13 protein-coding genes are annotated in these 17,354 nt (G+C 73.6%); 11 read left to right on the top strand and 2 right to left on the bottom strand.

Annotation, left to right across the window (positions count from 1 at the left end; translation table 11 throughout):
• Window positions 1-43 precede the first annotated feature (43 nt).
• From AQI88_RS01040 to AQI88_RS00995, 10 genes are all read left to right on the top strand, one after another.
• On the top strand, window positions 44-583 hold the full coding sequence (locus AQI88_RS01040; RefSeq protein WP_066990201.1) for a 2Fe-2S iron-sulfur cluster-binding protein: 540 nt from the start codon (window positions 44-46) through the stop codon (window positions 581-583).
• Window positions 580-1,575 carry an FAD binding domain-containing protein gene (locus AQI88_RS01035; RefSeq protein WP_066990197.1) on the top strand — a complete coding sequence of 332 codons (996 nt, stop codon included), beginning with the start codon at window positions 580-582 and terminating at the stop codon, window positions 1,573-1,575. The genes AQI88_RS01040 and AQI88_RS01035 overlap by 4 nt, the downstream gene beginning before the upstream one ends.
• A gap of 334 nt (window positions 1,576-1,909) precedes the next feature.
• Window positions 1,910-4,315, top strand: coding sequence for a xanthine dehydrogenase family protein molybdopterin-binding subunit (locus AQI88_RS01030; RefSeq protein ID WP_244184003.1), 2,406 nt, complete (start codon window positions 1,910-1,912; stop codon window positions 4,313-4,315).
• A gap of 45 nt (window positions 4,316-4,360) precedes the next feature.
• Window positions 4,361-6,733 carry a glycoside hydrolase family 65 protein gene (locus AQI88_RS01025; protein WP_066990194.1) on the top strand — a complete coding sequence of 791 codons (2,373 nt, stop codon included), beginning with the start codon at window positions 4,361-4,363 and terminating at the stop codon, window positions 6,731-6,733.
• 92 nt (window positions 6,734-6,825) lie between these two features.
• Window positions 6,826-7,584 carry a LytR/AlgR family response regulator transcription factor gene (locus AQI88_RS01020; RefSeq protein WP_066991536.1) on the top strand — a complete coding sequence of 253 codons (759 nt, stop codon included), beginning with the start codon at window positions 6,826-6,828 and terminating at the stop codon, window positions 7,582-7,584.
• A gap of 135 nt (window positions 7,585-7,719) precedes the next feature.
• Window positions 7,720-8,091, top strand: a complete 372-nt coding sequence (locus tag AQI88_RS01015) for a hypothetical protein (RefSeq protein ID WP_066990191.1) — start codon at window positions 7,720-7,722, stop codon at window positions 8,089-8,091.
• Entirely contained in the window at window positions 8,088-9,821 is a 1,734-nt protein-coding gene (locus AQI88_RS01010; protein WP_066990186.1) for a sodium/solute symporter, read from the top strand. The genes AQI88_RS01015 and AQI88_RS01010 overlap by 4 nt, the downstream gene beginning before the upstream one ends.
• 45 nt (window positions 9,822-9,866) lie before the next feature.
• The gene (locus AQI88_RS01005; RefSeq protein WP_066990184.1) at window positions 9,867-11,078 is read left to right on the top strand and encodes a sensor histidine kinase; all 1,212 of its coding nucleotides are present in this window, start codon (window positions 9,867-9,869) and stop codon (window positions 11,076-11,078) included.
• Between the two features lie 355 nt (window positions 11,079-11,433).
• Window positions 11,434-11,853 carry an aspartate 1-decarboxylase gene (panD, locus tag AQI88_RS01000; RefSeq protein WP_066990181.1) on the top strand — a complete coding sequence of 140 codons (420 nt, stop codon included), beginning with the start codon at window positions 11,434-11,436 and terminating at the stop codon, window positions 11,851-11,853.
• 32 nt (window positions 11,854-11,885) lie between these two features.
• The gene (locus AQI88_RS00995; RefSeq protein WP_066990178.1) at window positions 11,886-12,230 is read left to right on the top strand and encodes a GNAT family N-acetyltransferase; all 345 of its coding nucleotides are present in this window, start codon (window positions 11,886-11,888) and stop codon (window positions 12,228-12,230) included.
• Window positions 12,231-13,100: 870 nt separating this feature from the next.
• Here AQI88_RS00995 and gndA read toward each other — a convergent pair.
• Window positions 13,101-14,540 (bottom strand): NADP-dependent phosphogluconate dehydrogenase, encoded by a 1,440-nt coding sequence (gene gndA / locus AQI88_RS00990; protein WP_066990175.1) that lies wholly within the window; start codon window positions 14,538-14,540, stop codon window positions 13,101-13,103.
• 283 nt (window positions 14,541-14,823) lie between these two features.
• Between gndA and AQI88_RS00985 the strand changes: the two genes are divergently transcribed.
• Window positions 14,824-16,008, top strand: coding sequence for a transglycosylase family protein (locus AQI88_RS00985; protein ID WP_066990172.1), 1,185 nt, complete (start codon window positions 14,824-14,826; stop codon window positions 16,006-16,008).
• Here AQI88_RS00985 and AQI88_RS00980 read toward each other — a convergent pair.
• Window positions 15,998-17,269 (bottom strand): DMT family transporter, encoded by a 1,272-nt coding sequence (locus tag AQI88_RS00980; protein WP_079057332.1) that lies wholly within the window; start codon window positions 17,267-17,269, stop codon window positions 15,998-16,000. The two genes, AQI88_RS00985 and AQI88_RS00980, sit on opposite strands and share 11 nt — an antisense overlap.
• Between the last annotated feature and the right edge of the window lie 85 nt (window positions 17,270-17,354).

The following is a 17,354-nucleotide window of genomic DNA, read 5'->3' as shown; positions in this document are numbered from 1 at the left end:
GGTCTGCACGGCAGCACGGCCCGTCCGGAAGGCCCTCCCCGCCATGACCAGCGAAAACCAGCTCGACCCGCACTCGGAGATCACCCTCCGGGTGAACGGGAAACCCCACACCCTGCTCGTCGACCACCGCCGCGTCCTGCTGGACCTGCTGCGCGAGGACCTCGATCTCACCGGGTCCAAGAAGGGCTGCGACCACGGTCAGTGCGGCGCCTGCACCGTCCTCGTCGGCGGGCGCCGCCTCAACAGCTGTCTGGTGCTCGCCGTCACCCTCGACGGCGGCGAGGTCACGACCATCGAGGGCCTGATCGGCGACGGCGAGGAGCCGCACCCGCTCCAGCAGGCCTTCCTCGACCGTGACGCCTTCCAGTGCGGCTACTGCACCCCCGGGCAGATCTGCTCCGCCGTCGGCATGATCGCCGAGGCCGCGGCCGGTCACCCCTCCCACGTCACCGACCCCGCGGCGCCCTCGGGCCGGCCCGTCCCGCTGGACCGGCCCGAGATCCGCGAGCGGCTCAGCGGAAACCTGTGCCGGTGCGGTGCCTATCCGCGCATCGTGGAGGCCGTCGAGGACGTGATCCGGTGAAAGCCCTCGGATACCTCAGACCCGGCAGCGTCCAGGAGGCCGTCGAGGCCTTCGCCGCCCACCCGGGCGCCCGCTACCTCGCCGGCGGCACCAACCTGGTCGACCTGATGAAACTCGGGGTGGAGAGCCCCGCCGTGCTGATCGACATCGGCCGGCTGCCGCTGAACACGGTCGAGGAGCTGCCGGACGGCACCCTGCGCGCCGGCGCGACCCTCCGCAACAGCGACCTGGCCGCCCATCCGCTCGTCCGCGACCGCTACCCGGTGCTGTCCCAGGCGCTCCTCGCAGGCGCCTCGGGCCAGCTGCGCAACGCGGCCACGACCGGCGGCAACCTGCTCCAGCGCACCCGCTGCCCCTACTTCCAGGACCTTGACAAACCCTGCAACAAGCGCGAGCCGGGCAGCGGCTGCGGGGCCCTGCAGGGAGTCCACCGCGACCACGCGGTCTTCGGCCACTCCGTGCACTGCATCGCCACCAACCCCTCCGACCTGGCCGTGGCCCTGGCCGCCCTCGACGCGCGGGTCGAGCTGTACGGCACCGAGGGCACCCGCTGCATCCCGGCGGCCGACTTCCACCGGCTGCCCGGAGAGCACCCGGAGCGGGACACCGAGATCCGCCCCGGCGAGCTGATCACCGGCGTGCTGCTCCCGGCCGCCGCGGCCGGCGTTCCGTCCGCCTATCGCAAGGCCCGCGACCGGGCGTCGTACGCCTTCGCACTGGCTTCCGTGGCCGTCGTGCTCCACGTCGCGGACGGCGTCGTCGACCGGATCGCGCTCGCCTTCGGCGGCCTCGCCCACCGCCCCTGGCGGGCCCATCACACGGAGACGGCCCTGCTGGGCGCCGCCGCGACCCCCGCCGCCTTCGAAGGCGCCGTGGCACTCGAACTCGAACGCGCCGAGCCCTTGCGCGACAACACCTACAAGGTGCCCCTCGCTCGCAATCTCGCCCTGGACGTCCTGAACCGCCTCACCCCGACCCCCGCAACGCTATGACCATCCCAAACCGGCCCACCCGCCTCAGGAGGCCCCGATGACCCGCAGCGGCCCGTCACAGGGGGACCCGGTGGCCCGCGGTGGCTTGTCGCGGGGCGATCTGATGGCTGGTAGTGGCTTGCCGCTGGGGGAGACGGTGGCCGGTGGTGGCTTGCCACGGGAGGACCCCGTGGCCTGTGGTGGTTTGCCACGGGAGGATCCGGTGGCTGGTGGTGGTTTGTCGCGGGGCGATCTGATGGATGGCAGTGGCCTGTGGCAGGGGGAGACGGTGGCCGGTGGTGGCCTGCCACGGGAGGATCCGGTGGCTGGTGGTGGTTTGTCGCGGGGCGATCTGATGGATGGCAGTGGCCTGTGGCAGGGGGAGACGGTGGCCGGTGGTGGCCTGCCGCAGGAGGACTCGGTGACCCGTATCGGCCTGTCACAGGAGGAGCTGGTATCCCGTGGTGGCCTGTGGCGGGGCGACTCGACGGACGGCAGCGGTCTGCCACGGGGCGACTCGACGGTCGGCAGCGGTCTGCCGCGGGGCGACTCGACGGCCGGTGGCGGCTTGCCGACGGAGGCCGCCACCACGCGCTCCGGCCCCCCGCGGGAAGGCACCCCGGCCCGCGCCGCCAACCCGCAGCAGGACGACCCCGTGCCCCGTACCGGCGCTGCCCTCGGCGCTCCCGTCGGGCGTCGTGAGGGGCTGCAGAAGGTCACCGGGGCCGCCCGCTACGCCGCCGAGTACCCGCTGCCCGGCCGTGCCCATGCCTGGCCCGTGCCCGCCGCGGTGGCCCGTGGCCGGGTCCGGGCCGTGGACACCGCGGCCGCCCTCGCCCTGCCCGGCGTCCTCGCCGTCCTCACCCCCGACGACGCGCCCCGCCTCGCCGCACCCGACGACGCCACCCTCGCCGTCCTGCAGAGCCCGGACGTGCCGCACCGCGGCTGGTGCGTCGCCCTGGCCGTCGCCGACACCCCGGAGGCCGCCCGCGCCGCCGCCCGGGCGGTCCGGGTCACCTACGACACCGAGGCCCACGACGTGGAACTGCGCCCGGACCATCCGGACGCCTACGAGCCGGAGGAGACCGACTTCGGCGTGCCGGGCCAGGTCGAGCACGGCGACCCGGAGGCCGCCTTCGCCGCCGCCGACGTCCGGGTGGACGTCGACTACCGGGTCCCGCCCCTGCACAACCACCCCATGGAGCCGCACGCGACCACCGCGGACTGGGACGGCGACCGGCTCACGGTGTACACCTCCAGCCAAGGCGGTACGACCGTCCGCACCGTGCTCGCGGAGCTGTTCGAGCTGCCCGAGGACCGGATCACGGTCGTCGCCGAGCACGTCGGCGGCGGCTTCGGCGCCAAGGGCACCCCCCGCCCCGACCTCGTCCTCGCGGCCATGGCGGCCCGCCGCACCGGCCGGCCCGTCACCCTCGCCCACCCCCGCCGCCAGCTGCCCACCACCGTCGGCCACCGCGCCCCCACCCGGCACCGGCTGCGCCTCGGCGCGAGGGCGGACGGCCGTCTCACCGCACTGCTGCACGAGGTGACCACGTACACCTCCCGCGTCAGGGACTTCGTGGAACTGGCCGGGGTGCCCGCCCGCGTCATGTACGCCACCGAGCACCTGCGCAGCACCCACCGGGTGGTGCCGCTCGACGTCCCCGGCCCGTCCTGGATGCGCGCGCCCGGGGAGGCGCCCGGCATGTACGCCCTGGAGTCCGCCGTGGACGAACTCGCCCACGCCCTCGCCATGGACCCGGTGGAGCTGCGGATCCGCAACGAACCGGACCGCGAACCGGACAGCGGCAAGCCGTTCAGCAGCAGGAACCTCGTCGCGTGCCTGCGCGAGGGTGCCCGCCGCTTCGACTGGGACCGACGCGACCCGCTCCCCTGCTCCCGCGCAGAGGGCCCGCTCCTCCTGGGCACCGGCGTGGCCGCCGCGACCTACCCCGTCCAGGTCTCCCCGTCCACCGCCACCGCGCAGGCCCTGCCGGACGGCACCTTCGTCGTCCGGGTCAACGCGGCCGACATCGGCACCGGCGCCCGTACCGTCCTCGCCCAGATCGCCGCCGACGCGCTCGCCGTGCCCCTCGACCGGGTGCGCACCGAGGTGGGCCGCAGCGACCTGCCCCCGGCGCCGCTGGCGGGCGGCTCCTCGGGCACCGCCTCCTGGGGCTGGGCCGTGCACGAGGCGTGCACCGGCCTGGCCGCCCGCCTCGCCGCGCACACCGGCCCGCTGCCCGCCGAGGGCCTCACCGTCCGCGCCGACACCACCGGTGAGGCCGACACCGACAGCCCCTACGCCCGGTACGCCTTCGGCGCCCACTTCGCCGAGGTCGCCGTCGACACCGTCACCGGCGAGACCCGGGTCCGCCGGCTGCTCGGCGTCTACGCCGCCGGACGGATCCTCAACGCCCGTACCGCACGCTCCCAGTTCGTCGGCGGCATGACCATGGGCCTGGGCATGGCCCTCACCGAGGGCAGCACGATGGACCTCCCGTTCGGCGACTTCACCGAGACCGATCTCGCCTCCTACCACGTGCCCGCCCACGCCGACGTGCCCGACATCGAGGCAGACTGGATCCAGGAGGACGACCCCCATCTCAACCCCATGGGCAGCAAGGGCATCGGCGAGATCGGCATCGTCGGCACCGCCGCCGCGATCGGCAACGCCGTCCACCACGCCACCGGGATCCGCTTCCGCGAGCTGCCGCTCACCCCGGACCGGATCCTCGGCGGTCTGCTGTCCGAGAGGTGAGGGCCGCACCGATCCCATGGAACCGCGCGGAAGGGGATCGCCGACGTGACGGGCCTGACCTGGGAGTACGAGGGCTACCAGCCCGCACAGCAACGCCTCAGGGAGTCCCTGTGCACCCTCGGCAACGGCTACCTGGCCACCCGAGGGGCACTGCCCGAGTGCGCGGCCGACGACGTGCACTACCCGGGCACCTATGTGGCCGGCTGCTACGACCGGCTCACCTCACAGGTCGACGGGCGCCGGGTCGAGAACGAGGACATGGTCAACCTCCCCAACTGGCTGCCGCTGCGCTTCGGCCTCCCGGGCCAAGGCCGGCTCACCCCCGACACCGCCCCGGTCACCGAGCACCGCCAGGTCCTCCACCTCGATCCGGGCGTGCTGGAGCGCCGGACCCGCTTCCGCCTCGGCGCGCGCGGCACGCTCCTCGTCCGCCAGCTCTGTCTCGTCCACATGGCCGATCCCCATCTCGCCGCCCTGCGCACCGACTTCACCGCCGAGGACTTCACCGGCGAGCTGGAGGTCGAGGCCGCGCTCGACGGGAGCGTCACCAACGCGGGCGTGGCCCGCTACCGGGACCTGGACGGCCGCCACCTCACCGACGTCGAGGCGGGCGGCGCCGTACCCGGCACGGTGTGGCTGCGCTGCCGTACCCGCACCTCGGACATCGTCGTCGGGCTCGCCTCCCGGCTGGCCGCCGCCCCGCCGGTGTCGGACACGGCGCAGGAGTGGCGGGCCGTACAGCGGCTGCGGCTCGCGCTGGCACCCGGGCGCACGGTCACCGTCGACAAGACCGTCGCCCTGCACACCTCCCACGACCCGGCCATCAGCGACCCGCTGTGCGCCGCCCTCGACCGGGTCGCCGCCGCGCCCGGGTTCGACGAACTGCTCGCCTCGCACACCACGGCCTGGGAGCAGCTGTGGCGGCGGGCCGAACTCGACGTCCCCGGCGAACCGGGCCGCATCCTGCGCCTGCACCTCTTCCATGTGCTGCAGACCCTCTCCCCGCACACGGCCGACCTCGACGTCGGCGTCCCCGCGCGCGGACTGCACGGCGAGGCGTACCGCGGGCACGTCTTCTGGGACGAGCTGTTCGTCCTGCCCTACCTCAACCTCCATCTGCCCGAGGTCTCCCGCGCCCTGCTGCACTACCGCCACCGGCGCCTGGACACGGCCTGCCACGCGGCCCGCGAAACCGGCCGGCGCGGTGCGCTCTACCCGTGGCAGAGCGGCAGCGACGGACGCGAGGAGACCCAGGAACTGCACCTCAACCCGCGCTCGGGACGCTGGCTGGCGGACCACTCCCGGCTGCAGCGGCACGTCGGCTCGGCGGTGGCGTACAACGTGTGGCGGTACTGCGAGGCCAGCGGGGACACCGACTTCCTGCAGACGGAGGGCGCCGAGATGTTCCTCGAGATCGCCCGCTTCTGGGCCGACTCGGCCGTCTACGACGACCACCTCGGCCGGCACCGCATCCGGGGCGTGGTCGGCCCCGACGAATACCACGACGCCTACCCCGACGCGCTCGAACCCGGCCTGGACGACAACGCGTACACAAACGTCACCGCCGCCTGGGTGCTCACCCGCGCCCTGGAGCTGCTGACCGCGCTGCCCGAGCCGCGCCGCCGTGAGGTCACCGAACGCACGGGCCTGGAGCAGGACGAACTCGCCCGCTGGGAGGAGGTCTCCCGCACCCTGCACGTGCCCTTCCACGAGGGCGTGATCAGCCAGTTCGAGGGCTACGGCGACCTCGCCGAGCTGGACTGGGACGGCTACCGGGGGCGGTACGAGGACATCCGGCGCCTGGACCGGATCCTGGAGGCGGAGGGCGACACGGTCAACCGCTACCAGGCGTCCAAGCAGGCCGACGTCCTGATGCTCGGCTACCTGTTCTCGCCGGCCGAACTCCGGGAGCTCTTCGCACAGTTGGGCCACCGGCTCGACGACGAGACGTGGGCGGCGACGGTCGACTACTACCTGCACCGCACCACGCACGGCTCCACCCTCAGCGGCCTGGTCCACGGCTGGATCCTGGCCCGCGCCCGCCGCACCGACGCCTGGGCCTTCGTCCAGGAGGCCCTGCGCGGCGACATCGCCGATGTGCAGGGCGGCACCACCGGCGAGGGCATCCACCTCGGCGCCATGGCCGGCACCCTCGACCTCGTCCAGCGCTGCCTCACCGGCCTGGAGACCCGCGACGGGCTGCTGTGGCTCGACCCGGTCCCGCTCCCGGAACTCTCCTCCTACGGCTTCTCCCTGCGCTACCAGGGCCACTGGGGCGTACACCTGCGCCTGCGCTCCGGCCAGCTGGAGGCCGCCATGCCGGCCTCCTCCGGCCGCGGCCCCATCGACATCCGGCTGCCGGACCGGGTGGTACGGATCGGGCCGGGGGAGCGGGTACGGATGCGGCTGCCGGACTGAGCGACGTCTCGACGGGCGCGGTCCTTGGGCCGAGGATGCTGCCACGTGGGTGTCGGTGTCCGTACGGAAGCAGAGACGAGGAGATGCGGGAGATGCTGCGCGCACTGGCGGTGGACGACGAGGAACCCGCGCTCGCAGAGCTGCTGTACCTCCTGGGCGAGGACCCGCGGGTCGGCACCGTCGTGCCTGCCCTGGACGCCACCGAGGCGCTGCGCAGGCTCGAGGGGGCCATGGCGGCCGGGCCGGACGGGGCCGAGGCCGTCGACGTGGTCTTCCTCGACATCAACATGCCCGGCCTCGGCGGCCTGGCCCTCGCGGAGCTGCTCGGCGGCTTCGCGGCCCCGCCGCTGATCGTCTTCGTCACCGCCCACGAGGACTTCGCGCTGCGGGCGTTCGACCTCAAGGCGGTGGACTACCTGCTCAAGCCCCTGCGCAGAGAACGCTTCGCGGAGGCCGTACGGCGCGTCGCCGAGCTGACCCGGGCCGGACAGGGCCCGGCGGGCGCCCTGGGCGACCAGGTCCCCGTGGAACTGGGCGGGGTGACCCGGTTCGTCTCCATCGCCGACATCACCTACGTCGAGGCGCAGGGCGACTACGCGCGCCTGCACACCCCGCACGGCAGCCACCTGGTGCGGATCCCGCTGTCCACGCTGGAGGAGCAGTGGCGCTCCCGCGGGTTCGTGCGCATCCACCGCAGCCGTCTGGTGGCCCTCGGCCGCATCGAGGAACTGCGCCTGGACGGCGGCAACATGACGGTCCGGATCGGCGACCGGATCCTCGCCGTGAGCCGCCGCAACGCCCGGGAGCTGCGGGACCTGCTGGCCCAGAGCGCCCTCGGCAGAACCCGGTGACACGGCAGCCACCCGAAGGCGACCGCACCGGCCGTGTCGAGGCTGTGCGGAACCTCGCCCGGCGTCTACCTCACCGCCGACGTGCTGCGTACACTCGCCGCAACAAGGTGATCACCGCTGCCTCGGGGAGTGCTCATGGGTGCGGAACCCGGTCCGCGCAGGGAGGTGGTCACCGCACGGCCCCGCACCGAGCGCGGCGGCCTTCCCCTGCCCCGCCCGGCGAACCCGCCCGGCACCGGCCCGGCCGCCCCGGCCGACGACACTGCCGTCACCGCACTGATGCGCCGTCAGATGCGCGCCGCTCTCACGGCGACCGCCCTGCTCGTGGCCTCGCTGGGCCTGCTCCCCGTACTCCTGCGGCTGCTGCCGCTCGCGGGGGCCGGGCCGAGCGTCCCGCTCGCCGTCTGGCTCGTGCTGGGCGTGGCACCGTATCCGGCCCTGCTGTGCACGGGCGCCTGGTACGTCCGCCGTGCCGAGCGCAACGAGGGTGACGTGACCGCGCGTTGAACCAGACGTACTCCATCGCCGGCGTGTCGGCCGTGGTCCTCGCCACGGTGCTCGTCGGCGCGCTGGGCCTGCGCATCTCCCGGACCACCTCCGACTTCTACGTCGCCTCGCGCAGCGTCCCCCCACGGCTCAACGCGTTCGCCGTGAGCGGCGAGTACCTGTCCGCCGCGTCCTTCCTCGGTGTCGCCGGACTCGTCCTCGCCCAGGGCTCCGACATGCTGTGGTTCCCGATCGGCTACACCGCGGGATTCCTGGTCCTGCTGGCCTTCGTCGCCGCCCCGCTGCGCCGCTCGGGCGCCTACACCCTGCCGGACTTCGCCGAGGCACGCCTGGAGTCCCGGGCCGTGAGGCGGATCGCGAGCATCCTCGTCGTCGGCGTCGGCTGGCTGTATCTGCTGCCCCAGCTGCGTGGCGCCGGACTGACCATCCGGCTGCTCACCGGTGCGCCCGGCTGGCTCGGCGGCCTGGTCGTCGCGGCGGTGGTGACCGTGGCGGTGGCCGCCGGAGGCATGCGCAGCATCACCTTCGTCCAGGCGTTCCAGTACTGGCTGAAGCTCACCGCCCTGCTGGTGCCCGCCGTGTTCCTGCTGCTCGCCTGGCGCTCCGACCACACCCCCGCCCCGGTCTGGGACGAACGGCCCGTCTTCCAGCGCTCCACCCAGGTGCGCCTCGACGGACCCCTGACCCTCACCGTGGAGGAACCGGTACGCATCACCGTGACCGGTACCGTCGACGGACGGGCCCGGCACGGCGGACCGCTCACCCTCGACGCGGGCACCCACCGGATCGGGGCCGGCACCGTCCTGCGCTTCCCGTCCGGCGCCCGCGTGCCCCTGCCCGGCACAGGAGGCGCCGGTACGGCCCCGTCGAGCGGGACGAATCCGCTGTCGGCCGGCCGCGAACAGCACGGCCTGTACACCACCTACGGGCTGATCCTCGCCACCTTCCTCGGCACCATGGGCCTGCCGCACGTGGTGGTCCGCTTCTACACCAACCCCGACGGCCGCGCCGCCCGCCGCACCACCCTCGTCGTCCTCGGCCTGCTCGGCGCCTTCTACCTGCTGATCCCCCTCTACGGCGTGCTCGGCCGGCTCTACGCGCCCGACCTGCTGCTGACCGGCGACACCGACGCGGCGGTCCTCGTCCTGCCGCAGCGGCTGATCGGCGGAGTGGGCGGCGACCTGCTCGGTGCCCTCGTCGCGGGCGGCGCCTGTGCGGCGTTCCTGTCCACCGTCTCCGGGCTCACCATGTCCGTGGCCGGCGTGCTCGCCCAGGACGTGCTGCCTACCCTCGGGATCCGGCACTTCCGCCTGGCGACGCTGCCGGCGATCGCCGTGCCGACCGCCGCCAACGCCGTGGTCAGCGACCTTCCTGTGGCCGACGCGGTCGGCCTCGCCTTCGCCGTGTCCGCCTCCTCGTTCTGCCCGCTGCTCGTCCTCGGCATCTGGTGGCGCGGCCTGACCCCGCCCGGCGCGGTCGCCGGACTGCTCCTCGGCGGCGGCTCCGCGCTGACCGCCGTGACGGTGACCATCGCCGGCGGGGCCGGCTCCGGCTGGCTGCACACCCTGCTGGCCTGGCCCGCCCTGTGGTCGGTACCCGTGGGTTTCGCCGCGATGGTGCTGATCTCCCTGGCCACCCGCGACCGCGTCCCCGCGAGCGCCGCCGCCACCATGGCCCGGCTCCATCTGCCCGAGGCGCTGACCGGCCACCCCGGACCGGCCACACCGTGACCGAGGAGCCCCCCCCGTGCCCGACACCCACCCGGAACAGCCCGCATGACCGCACTCGGCACCGTCGTCCTCGCCCTCGCCGGTCTCGCACTGTTCGCCCTCGGCGCCGCCCTCGGCCATGCCGGCGCGCGCCGCCAGCAGGAGAACCCGGCCGGCCCCGGCACCCCCGTCGAACGGGCCACGTTCCACACCCTGCACACGGCCTCGCTCGCCGCACCGCCCCTGCGCGCGGGCCTCACCCCCGACACGGCCCGCAAGGCGGCCAAACGGCTGCGTCCGCTGCTCGGCACGGTCGCCCTCGCCCTCACCGACGAGGAGTCCGTGCTTGCCTGGGACGGCGTCGGCGACCACCACCGTGAGGAGGCCGAGGCACAGCTCGCGCAGGCCGTCCGCGCCGGCCGCACCCAGACCTTCGCGCTGTCCTGCGGCAACGACACCTGTCCGGTGCGCTGGGGGGTCGTGGCACCGCTCGGCGTCGACGGCCGGGTTCCCGGCACGCTCGCCGCGTTCGGCGACGCGGAGTCCGCGGTCATGGTCCGGGCCGCCGAGGAAGTGGCCCGCTGGGTCTCCGTGCAGCTGGAACTCGTCGACCTCGACCGGGCCCGCTCCGGCGTGATCGAGGCCGAGATCAGGGCCCTGCGCGCCCAGATCTCCCCGCACTTCGTCTACAACTCACTCGCCAGCATCGCCTCGTTCGTCCGCACCGACCCCGAGCGGGCCCGTGAACTCCTCCTGGAATTCGCCGACTTCACCCGCTACTCGTTCCGCCGGGGCGGCGACTTCACCACCCTGGCCGAGGAACTGCGCTCCATCGAGCAGTACCTCGAACTCGCCCGCGCCCGCTTCGGCAGACGCCTCGAAGTGACCTTGCGGATCGCCCCCGAGGTGCTGCCCGTCACCCTCCCGTTCCTCTGCCTGCAACCCCTCGTGGAGAACGCCCTCAAACACGGCCTCGAGGAGTCGGCGGACCGCGGGCGCATCACGATTATCGCCGAGGACGAGGGCACCGAGGCCCGGGTCGTCATCGAGGACGACGGCGTCGGCATGGACCCGCAACGTCTGCGCGACATCCTGCGCGGCAGGGGCGGCCCCTCGGCCGGCATCGGCCTGAGCAACGTGGACATGCGACTGCGCCAGGTCTACGGCGACGACCACGGCCTGGTCATCGAGACCGGAGTGGGCGCCGGCACGAAGATCACGGTACGCGTCCCGAAGTTCCGCCCCGGCATCCGCCCGGCGCCTTTGCCGGCGGGGTGAGAAGACGAGGCAGGCCCCAGCGCCCCCACCGCGCCGGGGTCGGCCACGTCCGCCACCGGCGCAAGCGCCGTGCCCCCCCGGCCGCGCGCACCTCGTCGGCCGCGGGTGTGGGACGCAACCACAGGGCAGCAGATCGGCGCGTACGCCTTTCCTGCCGGTATCAGGGGACTGGCGGTAGCGCCGGACGGGCGGCTGGTGGTCGGTTTCGGCTCGGACATCGCGGTCCTGACCCATCGCAGTGTGAGTCCTTGGACACCCGTCGGGAGCTGACCGGACAGGCGAATCGCTGTAATCTGCCGAGACCGCCCTTGACCTGCAAGAGCAGGCAGGGAGCAGACGAATCGGGAGTCTCTCCGTGTTCCGTACCATGTTCAAGTCCAAGATCCACCGCGCCACCGTCACCCAGGCCGACCTGCACTACGTGGGATCCGTGACCATCGACGCCGACCTGCTGGATGCCGCCGACCTGCTTCCCGGCGAGCTCGTGCACATCGTGGACATCACCAACGGCGCCCGCCTGGAGACGTACGTCATCGAAGGCGAACGCGGGTCCGGGGTCGTCGGGATCAACGGGGCGGCCGCCCACCTCGTGCATCCCGGAGACCTGGTGATCATCATCAGCTACGCTCAGGTCACCGACGCCGAGGCGCGGGCGCTCAGGCCGCGGGTCGTGCACGTCGACGCTGCCAACCGGATCGTGGCCCTCGGTGCCGACCCGTCCGAGCCGGTGCCCGGCTCGGACCAGGAGCGCAGCCCGCAGGCCGCAACGGCCTGACCGGCGGACGACGACCAGGAGCGTGCGTGGCCATGAGCGACATCGAGATCCGTGACGACCGGGCGGCGGGCCGTCTGGAGGCGCTCGGCGACGGCGAAGTCGTCGGCCACATCGAGTACTTCGTCCTCGAATCGCCCGCGCGCGCCCTGGTCCCGGTCCACACCGTCGTGGAGCCCGCCCACGAGGGCAAGGGCATCGCCGGCTCCCTGGCCCGCGAGCTGTACGCCGTCGCCGAGCGCGAGGGCATCCCCGTCGCCCCGCTGTGCCCGTACGTCGTCAAGTGGGCCGAACGCCACCCCGAGGCGGCCCCGCCGGCCGACCCGGAGCTGCTCGCGGCCGCCAAGGACTGGCTGCGGGCGCATCCCGGAAAGTTCTGAACCCGCCCCACGACGGACGGACCTCGGCCCGGCCGTGCTCGCTCTGCTGCACGGTCCCCACGCGGACCCCGACGACGTAAGGCACGCGCTCGCGCGCGCCGCGGACGCCGGGGCGCGGGCCGTGCTCTGCACCTGCTCGACCGCCGGCGCCGTCGCGGGGGCCATGCCCGCCGAGGCCGATGTGCGGCCCGCCCACGTGGCCGCGTCTCACCGTGCTCGCCGCCCTGGAGGGCACCCCTCGGCCCCACCGCCGACCTGATCGAGGAGGAGGCCCGCCGGGACGCCCGCCCCGTTCCCGCTCGCGCCCTGCTGACCGACGGCGCCTGGGAGCACTTCACGGCAGGCGACACGGAGGGTTACGTACGCCGGACACGGGCGCCTTCCAGCCGCCCGGCTCAGCCACCCGGGCCCGCTCCGGGCCGTCCTCGGGTGAGTGGCCGAGCGGGTGCCGGGTAGGTGGGGGAGTAGTCCAGAGGCGACGTCCAGCGACTGCCCGGAGGACACCCATGACCAGCCCGTACCCCGACCCCGTCTCACCGGGACCGCCCCCGGGCCCGACCCCACCGGACCCCTACCCCACCCCGGTCCCACCCCCCGAACCGGGCCCGGGCCCGGAACCCATCCCGCCCCCGGAACCCATCCCGCCCCCGGCACCCCCCGGTCCACCCCCACCGGAACCCTCACCCTCCCCGATCCCCCCGGGCCCGGAGCCCGTACCGAACCCGGAACCTGGCCCACCCCTCACCTGAAAACACCGAGCGGGGACCAGCGCCCCCGAAGGGGCGCGGGGAACTGCGCGATCAGCCACACGAGACCCGCACGCGCGACACAACCGCTCCTCCCGCCCCATCAGGCGCACAGACCGCACCCCTAGGCAGAGACCTCCGCCCGATCCCCACCCCACAACGTGTGGAACGCCCCTTCCCGGTCCACCCGCCGATACGTGTGCGCCCCGAAGAAGTCCCGCTGCCCCTGCGTCAAAGCCGCCGGCAGGCGCTCCGCACGCAACGCGTCGTAGTACGCGAGCGCCGCCGCGAAGCCCGGCGTCGGCACCCCTTGCCGGGTCGCCGCGACCAGCACCTCGCGCCAGTCGTCCTGCGCAGCGGCGATCTCCTGCGCGAACGTCTCGTCCGACAGCAGGCTCGGCAGATCGGCGCGGGCGTCGTACGCGGCGCGGATGCGGTCGAGGAAGGCGGCCCGGATGATGCAGCCGCCGCGCCAGATCGCGGAGACGGCACCGAGGTCGATGTCCCAGCCGTACTCCTCACTGCCCGCGGCGATCTCGTGGAAGCCCTGCGTGTACGACACGATCTTCGAGGCGTACAGCGCCTGCTCCACCCGGTCGGCGAACGCGGCCGCCTCCGCCCCGCTCAGAGCGGACGGCTTCGGCCCGGCCAGGCCCCCTGAAGCGGCCCGCAGCGCCGCGTGCCCGGACAGTGACCGGGCGAAGACGGCCTCGGCGATGCCCGACACCGGCACACCCAGGTCCAGCGCGATCTGCACCGTCCAGCGGCCGGTGCCCTTCTGCTCGGCCTGGTCGACCACCACGTCCACGAACGGCTTGCCGGTCGCCGCGTCCACATGGGACAGCACCTCGGCCGTGATCTCGATCAGGTAGGAATCAAGCCGCCCGGTGTTCCACGTGCGGAAGATGTCCGCGATCTGCGCGGGGGAGTACCCGGCGACGTCCCGCAGCAGCTGGTACGCCTCGCCGATCAGCTGCATGTCGGCGTACTCGATGCCGTTGTGCACCATCTTCACGAAGTGACCGGCGCCGTCGGGGCCCACGTGCGTCACGCACGGCGCGCCGTCGGCCGCCTTCGCGGAGATCTTCTCCAGCATCGGGCCCAGGGACTGGTACGACTCCGTCGAACCGCCCGGCATGATGCTCGGCCCGTGCAGTGCGCCCTCCTCGCCGCCCGAGATGCCCGTGCCGACGAAGTGGATGCCCTGCTCGCGCAGTTCCCGCTCCCGGCGCCGGGTGTCCGCGAAGTGCGCGTTGCCACCGTCGATGATCATGTCGCCGGGCTCCAGCAGCGGTGCGAACTCCTGGATCACCGCGTCCGTCGGCCCACCGGCCTTGACCATGATGACCAGCCGGCGCGGGCGCTCCAGGGCCGCCACGAACTCCTTGGCGGTCTCGGCCCCGATGAAGTCCCCCTCGTGCCCGAACTCCTCCACCAGCGCCTGCGTCCGTGACACCGTACGGTTGTGCACGGCGACCGTGTAGCCGTTGCGCGCGAAGTTCCGGGCGAGGTTGCGGCCCATGACCGCGAGCCCCGTGACGCCGATCTGCGCTGAAGTGCTCATACCGCCTGCTCCCTAGCTGCCTCGTGACTACGGCTCCGTCAGTACGGGCCCTCGCCCATCCTGACGTGCCGCTACGGCGAGCGCACATCCGACCCGCCACGTCTGAGTACGCACGGAAGGCGCCGCTCGCCTCAGCGCGACCCGGCACGCACCGCCGATCCCGCCAAGGAAGGCCCGTTACCGGCCACTTGGGAGGCACGGGAGGCTGATTTGCCGTCTTGTCATGGCCTGTTCGCGGCGCTTACTTTTGCCGCTCCTGACGCATGTCGAGGGGATTTCGGACATGGCCGTACGCGGCCGGCATCGCCGGTACCAGCCGAACAGGATCAACCGCGCCTCACTCACCGTCACGGCGAGCGGCGCCGGCCTCGCGATCCCGCTGGTCGCCGCGGGCAGCGCCGACGCGGCCGACGCCTCCACCTGGAACAAGGTGGCCGCCTGCGAATCCAGCGGCAACTGGAGCATCAACACCGGCAACGGCTACTACGGCGGGCTGCAGTTCACCCAGTCCACCTGGGAGGCCTACGGCGGTACCCGGTACGCGCCGCGCGCCGACCTCGCCTCCAGGGACCAGCAGATGGCCGTCGCCGAGAAGGTCCTCGACGGGCAGGGGCCCGGCGCCTGGCCGGTGTGCTCGGTACGGGCCGGGCTGTCCCGGGGCGGCGGCGCGCCCGAAGTGCACACCGACAGCGCCGCGACCCGCCCGGTCAAGGCGACTTCCGTGCGGGACGTGCAGCCCCAGACCACCCCGCAGTCCCGCGCGGGCAGGGCCGAGATGTACACGGTCGTGCACGGTGACACGCTCTCCGGCATCGCCGGCGAACGCCACGTCCAGGGCGGCTGGCGGCGGCTGTACGAGGGCAACCGCACCACGATCGGCGCCGATCCCGACCTCATACTGCCGGGCCAGCGGCTCAGCCTGCGTACCACGGCCTCGCCGCCGTCCGACACGCACACCGGGCACACCGGCACCAAGGCCAAGCCGCCGAAGAAGAAGACTCCTTCGGAAAAGAAGGCCCCTTCGGAGAAGAAGACCTCCACGCACCACCCGTCCACCGGCGTCCACTCGCTCGTCGCCCCGGTGACCGCTGCCATCGGCACCGGCTACCACGTGGCGGGGTCGCACTGGTCGAAGGGCTACCACACCGGGGTCGACTTCCTCGTGCCGACCGGCACCTCCGTCAAGGCGGCGGCGGCCGGGCAGGTGGTGGCCGCGGGCTGGGGCGGTTCCTACGGCTATCAGGTGGTGATCCGGCACGCCGACGGGCGCTACACCCAGTACGGGCACCTGTCGGCCATCTCCGCGCGCGTGGGGCAGAACGTGTCCACGGGCCAGCGCATCGGCCGGTCCGGGGCCACCGGAAACGTCACGGGCCCGCATCTGCACTTCGAGGTGCGGACGGGGCCCGGCTTCGGTACGGACATCGACCCGGTCGCCTTTCTCCGGGCCGGCGGCGTCAGGATCTGACCCGCGCATGCTGCCGGTCCGGGACCGGCAGCACCACATGGAAGCTCGTGGACAGCGGAAGGTAGGGCATCGGGAGGATGTGGACGGCGGCCGGTGAGCCGCCGTCTTCCTCCGCCCCGCGGCTGCTGCCGTCGGGGGCCGATGCGAACACGTCCCCAAGGCAGTTGTCCAGGCCGAAGCCGTCCGTGCCGCGTCGGTCCTCCAGAGCAAGGCCGTCCGGCACGACCGCGTCCTCCAGCGCGATCCCTTCCGGTACGACCGCGTCCTGCGGGCCGAGTCCGTCCGGCACGACCACGTCGTCCGGCGCGGGCTCGTCCAGGGCCTCCTCGACCCCCTCGTCCAGCTCCAGCTCGGCACGCTGCCGGGGCAGGGCCACGGCCACCTCTGCGGCACCGCCGGACGCGGTCTCCGGCACCGGCAGCGGAGCCGGAGTGTGCTCCAGCCGCTCCGTCGTCAGCAGGATCAGGCCGCCCCCGGCCACCACGCCGCAGCCCAGCGCGAGCACGGTCCCCGTGGTGCCGTAGCGGAACGTCTCGCCGAACATCAGGATGCCGACCGCGGCGGCCAGCACCGGGTTGACCACCGTCAGGGTGGCCAGCGGTGCGGCGAGGCCACCGCCCCGGTAGGAGGCCTGGGAGAGCAGGACGCCGGCGGCCGCGAACACGCCGATGACCGCGAGGGAGGGCAGCTCGCCGAGGCTGATCCCGCTGTCCCAGTCGACCGCGACGGTCTTGGTGAACACCGACGACATGCCGAAGGCTATGCCGGAGCCGGTGGCGAGCAGCACGCTGCGCACGGCCGGGTGCCGGTGCGCGGCCCGGCCCGCGATCATCAGCGCCACGACCGCCCCGCCGGTGACGAGAGCGACGCCCACCCGCTGGGCCGCGTCGAGGGAGTGCGCGTCGGACGAGCCGACCAGGGAGAGCAGGCCGGCGAGGCCCACCGTGGCCATGATCGCGCCTCGCCAGGCGGTGGCCCCGGCCTTGCGGCCGACGAACAGCGCCGCCATGGGCAGGGCGAAGACGATGGTCAGCGCGCCCAGCGGCTGCACCAGGCTGAGCGGGCCGTAGGCGAGGGCCACGACGTGCAGCATGCCGCCGAGGCCGTTCAGCGCCAGCCCCGCCCACCAGCCGAACCGGCGCAGCGGCAGGTACGACTCGTCGGGGCAGGACACCGCGACCTGCTCCTGCACGATGGCCCCGCCCGCGTACGCGACGGCGGAGACGAACGACAGCAGCACGGACAACGCGAGGGCGCTCATCGGCAACTCCTCTGCGTGCGGCGGGACCCGTGGGCCCGGTGCGGCGTACGGTCGGCGGTCATGCGAACACTCTGCCCGCCCGGAC

The sequence above is a fragment of the Streptomyces cellostaticus genome, assembly GCF_001513965.1.
Classification (GTDB): Bacteria; Actinomycetota; Actinomycetes; order Streptomycetales; family Streptomycetaceae; genus Streptomyces; species Streptomyces cellostaticus.
The sequence above is the reverse complement of the archived record's forward strand: the minus strand, read 5'-3'. Positions and strand labels throughout refer to the sequence as shown.

Coding starts and splice junctions, on each gene's coding strand:
- AQI88_RS01040 (WP_066990201.1), top strand. CDS start 44: ATGACCAGCGAAAACCAGCTCGACCCGCACTCGGAGATCACCCTCCGG.
- AQI88_RS01030 (WP_244184003.1), top strand. CDS start 1,910: ATGGATGGCAGTGGCCTGTGGCAGGGGGAGACGGTGGCCGGTGGTGGC.
- AQI88_RS01020 (WP_066991536.1), top strand. CDS start 6,826: ATGCTGCGCGCACTGGCGGTGGACGACGAGGAACCCGCGCTCGCAGAG.
- AQI88_RS01015 (WP_066990191.1), top strand. CDS start 7,720: ATGGGTGCGGAACCCGGTCCGCGCAGGGAGGTGGTCACCGCACGGCCC.
- AQI88_RS01005 (WP_066990184.1), top strand. CDS start 9,867: ATGACCGCACTCGGCACCGTCGTCCTCGCCCTCGCCGGTCTCGCACTG.
- AQI88_RS00995 (WP_066990178.1), top strand. CDS start 11,886: ATGAGCGACATCGAGATCCGTGACGACCGGGCGGCGGGCCGTCTGGAG.
- gndA (WP_066990175.1), bottom strand. CDS start 14,540: ATGAGCACTTCAGCGCAGATCGGCGTCACGGGGCTCGCGGTCATGGGC.
- AQI88_RS00985 (WP_066990172.1), top strand. CDS start 14,824: ATGGCCGTACGCGGCCGGCATCGCCGGTACCAGCCGAACAGGATCAAC.
- AQI88_RS00980 (WP_079057332.1), bottom strand. CDS start 17,269: ATGAGCGCCCTCGCGTTGTCCGTGCTGCTGTCGTTCGTCTCCGCCGTC.